This is a genomic window from Kitasatospora sp. NPDC058965, assembly GCF_042741245.1.
In the GTDB taxonomy this organism is placed as follows: Bacteria; Actinomycetota; Actinomycetes; order Streptomycetales; family Streptomycetaceae; genus Kitasatospora.
This window is the reverse complement of sequence record NZ_JBHYKG010000398.1, coordinates 1-6,831: the sequence shown is the minus strand read 5'-3', so window position 1 is coordinate 6,831 and position 6,831 is coordinate 1. Positions and strand designations below refer to the sequence as shown.

Annotated in this window: 6 protein-coding genes and 1 pseudogene; 6 read left to right on the top strand and 1 reads right to left on the bottom strand. The window is 73.5% G+C overall.

Annotation, left to right across the window (positions count from 1 at the left end):
- Positions 1–35: 35 nt before the first annotated feature.
- Positions 36–725, bottom strand: coding sequence for a DUF461 domain-containing protein (locus ACFW1A_RS36780; protein ID WP_380417315.1), 690 nt, complete (start codon positions 723–725; stop codon positions 36–38).
- A 399-nt stretch (positions 726–1,124) separates the two neighbouring features.
- Between ACFW1A_RS36780 and ACFW1A_RS36775 the strand changes: the two genes are divergently transcribed.
- From ACFW1A_RS36775 to ACFW1A_RS36750, 6 genes and pseudogenes are all read left to right on the top strand, one after another.
- Complete coding sequence (locus ACFW1A_RS36775) at positions 1,125–1,607, top strand: CarD family transcriptional regulator (RefSeq protein WP_030244332.1); 483 nt, start codon at positions 1,125–1,127, stop codon at positions 1,605–1,607.
- 404 nt (positions 1,608–2,011) lie between these two features.
- Complete coding sequence (gene ispD / locus ACFW1A_RS36770) at positions 2,012–2,734, top strand: 2-C-methyl-D-erythritol 4-phosphate cytidylyltransferase (RefSeq protein WP_380417313.1); 723 nt, start codon at positions 2,012–2,014, stop codon at positions 2,732–2,734.
- Positions 2,735–2,822: 88 nt separating this feature from the next.
- Positions 2,823–3,305 (top strand): 2-C-methyl-D-erythritol 2,4-cyclodiphosphate synthase, encoded by a 483-nt coding sequence (gene ispF / locus ACFW1A_RS36765; RefSeq protein WP_380417310.1) that lies wholly within the window; start codon positions 2,823–2,825, stop codon positions 3,303–3,305.
- Positions 3,306–3,383: 78 nt separating this feature from the next.
- Entirely contained in the window at positions 3,384–4,778 is a 1,395-nt protein-coding gene (gene cysS / locus ACFW1A_RS36760; RefSeq protein ID WP_380417308.1) for a cysteine--tRNA ligase, read from the top strand.
- Positions 4,779–4,941: 163 nt separating this feature from the next.
- Positions 4,942–5,937 (top strand): 23S rRNA (guanosine(2251)-2'-O)-methyltransferase RlmB, encoded by a 996-nt coding sequence (gene rlmB / locus ACFW1A_RS36755; RefSeq protein WP_380417306.1) that lies wholly within the window; start codon positions 4,942–4,944, stop codon positions 5,935–5,937.
- 336 nt (positions 5,938–6,273) lie between these two features.
- Positions 6,274–6,831: pseudogene (locus ACFW1A_RS36750) on the top strand (hypothetical protein); the annotation flags it as partial.

Here is a 6,831-nt window from a genome sequence, read left to right as displayed (position 1 = left end):
GCTCGGGGGCGCGCACGCCCCCGAGCACGGGTGCATCAGTGCGCCGAGGCGCTCGCGCTCGTGGAGGCGCCGGCCGAGGCCGAGGTCGACGCGGCGGCCGAGGCCGAGCCGCTCGCCGGTGCGGCCGGGCTGGCGGAGCCGCTCGCGGGCGCGGAGGCCGGGGCCGAGGCGGCGGCCGAGCCGCTCGCCGGGGCGCTCGGCGCGGCGCTCTGCGGGCCGTAGCTCGCGTAGGCGCCGACGGCCGGGTAGACCTGGGCGGTGGTGTCGACCTTGCCCGCGGTGGTGAAGGAGAAGGAGGCCGGCGTGAAGCCGCCCACCGGCAGCGCCACCGAGCCGACCCGCGCGGAGGGCTGGCCGTTGCTGCCGATCGCGACCGCACCGCCGGCCGGGATCACGATGCCGCCGGACAGCGCCGCACCGGAGGCGTCCTGGAAGGTGGCGCTGGTGCCGTTGATCGTCACGGCTTGCAGGGTCTCCGGGGCGGAGCCGGTGTTGCTGATGTTCAGCGTGACGTTGGCCGGGCCGGTCTGACCGCTGGTCTGGGTGGGGCCGACGACCACGTTGATCGCGTTCAGCTTCAGGTTCGGGCCGAGCGAGGTGGCCGGGCTGTTCGGCTTGACCTGCACGGACTCCGCGCTCGTCCCGGCCGAACAGGCGGAGAGCGAAACGGCGGCGAGGGCGAGAACGATGGCGGCAGTGCCACCGCGTCGAAGGCTGCGGCTCACGGCGGCGGCATCTCCTTGATCGCGTGTCGGTATGTCAGCGCCCAGCGTACCGACCGCACTTATCCGGCCCTCACGGGGTGGGCCCGTGTCGCGCCGTCCCGCCCACCCGTCAGGCGGTACCGATGGTTCCGGAAGCACCCGTAGATCAGATCACGATCGGGAAACGGTGAATATCCGGTGACGACTTCAAGATCGAATGCTCGTTTCCGGGTCGTTGCGCACCGTTTCGCGGAGCGCGGGTAGGCCCTCCGACCTGCGGGAAGCCCCCTCGGCGGGGTGGTCGCAGCACGTCGCAGGGGTGGTTGTCAAGCCCCGAGACCCGCCCTGACCTGCGAAAACGCCCTTCGGGTGGACGGAAAAGCGTGTTATTCTGGAAAGCCACGGAAGGGGTCCTGTCACATGACGTTCAAGGTTGGCGACACGGTGGTCTACCCCCATCACGGGGCTGCACTCATCGAGGCCATCGAAATTCGCCAGATCAAAGGTGTGGACAAGACCTACCTGGTGCTGAAGGTTCAGCAGGGAGACCTCACGTTGCGCGTCCCCGCGGAGAACGCGGAGTTCGTAGGCGTGCGTGACGTGGTCGGCCAGGAGGGTCTGGACCGGGTCTTCGAGGTGCTGCGCGCGCCGTACACCGAAGAGCCCACCAACTGGTCTCGCCGCTACAAGGCGAACCTCGAGAAGCTCGCGTCGGGTGACGTGATCAAGGTCGCCGAGGTCGTCCGCGACCTGTGGCGTCGCGAGCGCGAGCGCGGTCTGTCGGCGGGCGAGAAGCGGATGCTCGCCAAGGCCCGGCAGATCCTGGTCAGCGAGCTGGCGCTCGCCGAGAACACCAACGAGGACAAGGCGGAGACGCTGCTCGACGAGGTGCTCGCCTCGTAGCCTCGTAAGAGCGGCCGTTCGCCCGCTCTGCCTTCACGATGCACAGTACCGATGCACAGCGCCCGGCGCTGCGGCACTCCCGGACCCGCGCGGTTCCGGTGGTGCGGTGGCGATTCCGGGCGCTGCGGCATGCCCGGGGCCGGTTCCGGCGCAGCGCGGAGCCGACGCGCTGGTGACGTGGTGCTGTCGCACCGGTGAAGTGACGCACTGTCCGACGTTGCCCGAGTGACGAGTGCCGCCTGCTGCTCGTAGCGTGGGGTCGCAACAGAGCGGACACACCGGTACCCGAGAGGCGGCGCCGGGGTTGGAAGGGGTCCGGTGCACCGTCTGACGGGTACGCCTGGGCCATACCCACTTCGCCGAAGGAGTGAAACCTGAACACCACAGGAGTAGTCGCAGCAGCCGTGGTTCCCGCCGCCGGGCGCGGCGAGCGGCTCGGGCCCGGGGCGCCGAAGGCGTTGCGCGAGCTCGGCGGCGCGCCGCTGCTGGTGCACGCGGTGCGCGCGCTGGCCCGCAGCCGGGCGGTCGGCCTGGTCGTGGTGGCGGCCCCGCCGGACGGGGTGGCCGAGGTGGTCTCGCTGCTGGACAGCCACGGGCTGGACGGCAAGGACGTGCGGGTGGTGGCCGGCGGGGCGACCCGGCAGGAGTCGGTCCGGCTCGGCCTGGCGGCGATCCCGGAGCAGACCGGGATCGTCCTGGTGCACGACGCGGCCCGTCCGCTGGTCCCGGTCGAGGTGGTGGACGCCGTGGTGGCCGCGGTCCGCGGCGGTGCGCCGGCCGTGGTGCCGGCGGTGCCGCTGGCCGACACGGTGAAGCGCGTCACCCCGGGCGAGCCCGGGCAGCCGGAGCCGGTGCTGGACACCCCGGACCGGTCCACGCTGCGCGCGGTGCAGACCCCGCAGGGGTTCCGGCGCGAGCTGCTGGCCGAGGTGCACGCCAAGGCGGAGGCCGAGGCGGCCGCCGGCGCGGGCCCCGCGGTGACCGACGACGCCGGGCTGGTGGAGTGGTACGGCGGCCAGGTGGTCGTGGTGCCCGGCCACGAGGAGGCGTTCAAGGTGACCCGACCGCTGGACCTGGTGCTGGCCGAGGCCGTGCTGGCGCGCCGGAGGGCCTCCGATGGCTTCTGACCCGTCGTCGGCCGCGTCCCCGGCGGCGTCCGCCGTCCCGTCGTCAACCCTCGTCCCGTCGTCAGCTGCTGGAGCGGAGTCAGTCGTCATGCCGGTCATCCCCCGGGTCGGAATCGGTACCGACGTGCACGCCTTCGCCGACGGGGTGCCGCTGTGGGTCGGCGGGCTGCACTGGGAGGGCCACGAGCAGGGGCTGGCCGGCCACTCGGACGGGGACGTCGCGGCGCACGCGGCGTGCAACGCGATCTTCTCGGCCGCCGGCCTGGGCGACCTGGGCACGCACTTCGGCACCGGGCGGCCGGAGTGGGCCGGCGCGGCCGGGGTCACCCTGCTCGCCGAGGCGGCCCGGATCGTGCGCGCGGCCGGGTTCGAGATCGGCAACATCGCCGTCCAGGTGATCGGGCTCAAGCCGCGGATCGGCACCCGGCGCGAGGAGGCGGAGAAGGTGCTCTCGGCGGCGGCCGGTGCGCCGGTCTCGCTCTCGGCGGCCACCACCGACGGGCTGGGCATGACCGGTCGGGGCGAGGGCCTGGTCGGGCTGGCCACCGCCCTGGTCTACCCGCGCGGCTGACGACGGGCGGCGGGCGACCGGCGAAGTGGGCGTACGAAACGTCGTTGGGGACCGCCCACGCCCACTACGCTGGTCGCTGTGAGCCTTCGCCTGTACGACACCAACGCCCGCCAGGTACGCGACTTCGTCCCGCTTGTACCGGGCTGCGTCTCGATCTACCTGTGCGGCGCGACCGTGCAGGCCGCCCCGCACATCGGGCACATCCGGTCCAACCTCAACTTCGACGTGCTCCGCCGCTGGCTGACCCACCGCGGCCTCGACGTCACCTTCGTCCGCAACGTCACCGACATCGACGACAAGGTGATCAAGAAGGAGCACGAGCTCGGCGTGCCGTGGTGGCAGATCGCCTACGCCAACGAGCGTGCCTTCAACGAGGGTTACGAGGCGCTGGGCTGCCTGCCGCCGACCGTGGAGCCGCGCGCCACCGGGCACGTGCCCGAGATGATCGACATGATGCAGGCGCTCATCGCCAAGGGCCACGCCTACGCGGCCGACGGCAACGTCTACTTCGACGTCAAGTCCTACCCCGGCTACCTGGAGCTCTCCAACCAGCAGTTGGAGAACCTGCGCCAGCCCGAGGGCGAGGGCGAGACCGGCAAGCGGGACCCGCGCGACTTCGCGATGTGGAAGGCCGCCAAGCCGGGCGAGCCGAGCTGGACCACCCCGTGGGGCCGGGGCCGGCCGGGCTGGCACCTGGAGTGCTCCGCGATGGTGCACAAGTACCTGGGCAGCGCCTTCGACATCCACGGCGGCGGGCTGGACCTGATCTTCCCGCACCACGAGAACGAGATCGCCCAGTCCAAGGCCTTCGGCGACGACTTCGCCAACTTCTGGATGCACAACGCCTGGGTCACCATGAGCGGCGAGAAGATGAGCAAGTCGCTCGGCAACTCGGTGCTGATCTCGGAGATGGTGCAGCGCTGGCGCCCGATCGTGCTGCGCTACTACCTGGCCGCCCCGCACTACCGCTCGATGATCGAGTACAGCGAGGAGGCGATCGCCGAGGCGGACGCCTCCTTCACCCGGATCGAGGGCTTCATCCAGCGGGTGGTCGAGCTGTGCGGCCCGGTGGAGCCGGCCGCCGAGGTGCCGCCGGCCTTCGCCGAGGCGATGGACGACGACCTCGGGGTGCCGCAGGCGCTGGCCGTGCTGCACACCGCCGTGCGCCAGGGCAACAGCGCGCTGACGGCGGACGACAAGGAGAGCGCGGCGGCCCGCCTCGCCGAGGTCCGTGCGATGCTCGGGGTGCTGGGCCTGGACCCGCTGGACCCGATGTGGTCCGGCGGCGACGGCGGCGAGGACCTGCACGGCGTGGTCGACTCGCTGGTGCGCCTGGTGCTGGAGCAGCGCGAGGCGGCCCGGGCCCGCAAGGACTACGCGAGCGCGGACGCCATCCGCGACCAGCTCGGCCAGTCCGGGCTCGCGATCGAGGACACCCCGTCCGGCCCGCGCTGGACGCTCGACAAGCAGTGACCCGCGCTCCGGCGCGAGGGACCAGTGGCCCCGCGCTCCGGCGCGAGGACCAGTAGCCCCGAGCCCGCGCGAGGGGCGCCGCTGGGCCGTACTCTCCAGGAGTACGGCCCTTCGGCATGACGCAGACCGCAGTTCGGCAAGAGAAGAGACAGGAAGTACAGCCATGGCCGGCAACAGCCAGCGCAGGAACCGCCGCAACCCCGGATCGAAGAAGGGCGCGAGTGTCGGTACCGGCGGCCACAGCCGGAAGGCCCTGCAGGGCAAGGGTCCGACCCCGCCCGGTGAGGCGCGCAAGGGGCACCCCAAGCAGCGGGCCGCCAACGCCGCGGTGAAGCGCGAGCGGGACGCCAAGGCCCGGGCCGGCATGCGCCGGTCCGGCGGTGGCGGCCGCGGCGGGCGCGGTGGCGCGGGCGCCGCCGAGCTGGTGGTCGGCCGCAACTCGGTGGTCGAGGCGCTGCAGGGCGGGGTGCCGGCCACGGCGCTGTACGTGATGCAGTTCATCGACACCGACGACCGGGTGCGCGAGGCCTTCCACGCCGCCAACGAGCGCGGCATCCCGCTGATGGAGGCGCCGCGCCCGCAGCTGGACCAGATGACCGGCGGGCTCAACCACCAGGGCCTGGTGCTCCAGGTGCCGCCCTACGAGTACGCGCACCCGGACGACCTGCTGGCGCTGGCCGCGGACCAGGGCGAGGACGCGCTGGTCATGGTGCTGGACGGGGTCACCGACTCGCGCAACCTCGGTGCCGTGGTCCGCTCGGCGGCCGCGTTCGGCGCGCACGGCGTGGTGATCCCGGAGCGCCGGGCGGCCGGCATGACCGCCGGTGCCTGGAAGACCTCCTCCGGTGCCGCGGCCCGGCTGCAGGTGGCCCGCGCCACCAACCTGACCCGCGCGCTGGAGGCCTACCAGAAGGCGGGCCTGATGGTGGTCGGCCTGGCGGCGGACGGCGAGGCGGAGATCGGCGACCTGGACGCGCTGACCGGGCCGGTGGCGATCGTGGCGGGCAGCGAGGGCAAGGGGCTCTCCCGGCTGGTCGCGGAGACCTGCGACCTGCTGGTGCGGATCCCGATGCCGGGTCGGACCGAGTCGCTCAACGCCGGTGTGGCGGCGGGCATCGTGCTCTACGAGGCGGCCCGGCTGCGGGCCCGGCAGGGCTAGCGGCCGGGTGGGGCCAGGGCTGGGCGGGCTAGCGGGCTGGGGGCCGGGTGGGCGCCCCCCGGGGGACCGGGTGGGCGCCACGGAGGCCCTAGTGCAGCCGGCCGGGCGGCGCTGACAGTTGACCGGGTTCGGCGTGCTTCTGGTCGGCTCCGACCGGGCCGATCGCGATCGCGCGCGAGAGTGACCGCATCCGTCAGCCACGCCCGGGAGTTGCACCCGGGAGAGTGTCCTAACGCCGTGTCACCCGGTTAGAGGGGCGTGGACACCAGAACACGTCGGCGCCCAGGGCTGGGCGGAGCAGCCATAGAGGCGGAACCCGGCCTCAGCACCGTCAAGGTGCCGAGCGATCCGGCCCGCCTGAGCAGTACCCAGGTCAGTTTCCGGCTCCGGCTGCCGGACCCGGTGGCGCCGATGATCGACGCGCCGCCGGTGCTGGCCGCGCCGTTCGCGGACGCCTTCGGCCGGCCGTACGCCTCGCACAGTTACGGCGGGCGGCCCGGTCTGGTCCGGGCAGGAGTGGCGGACGGCAGCGGGCGGGTGCGGTCCGGTGCGCCGCGGCGCAAGGGCCGGGTCACCGCGGTGACCTGGAGCGGCCAGGCGGCCCCCGGTGACCTGGCGGCCAGTCAGCTGCTGGACGCGGTGCGGTTGAACACGGTGCCGTCGCCGGCCGGCGCGGCGGTGCTGGGCGCCTCGGTGGGCGGGTCCTCGGTCGGCCTGGCCGACCCGGAGGCGACCCAGCCGATGGAGCTGCCGGGCTGGGACGGTGCCGGCGAGGAGGAGTACGGGTACGGCTCCCCGGGCTACGGCCGCGGTGCCGCGGTGCCGCGCCAGCCGCACGGCACGCCCGGCGCACCCGGTGGCCGCGGGCCGGCCGGGGCAGCACGGCCGGCCGGC

Bases quoted from the DNA above. Each gene is read 5' to 3' on its own strand.
- ACFW1A_RS36775 (WP_030244332.1), top strand. From the start codon at position 1,125: ATGACGTTCAAGGTTGGCGACACGGTGGTCTACCCCCATCACGGGGCT.
- ispF (WP_380417310.1), top strand. From the start codon at position 2,823: ATGCCGGTCATCCCCCGGGTCGGAATCGGTACCGACGTGCACGCCTTC.
- rlmB (WP_380417306.1), top strand. From the start codon at position 4,942: ATGGCCGGCAACAGCCAGCGCAGGAACCGCCGCAACCCCGGATCGAAG.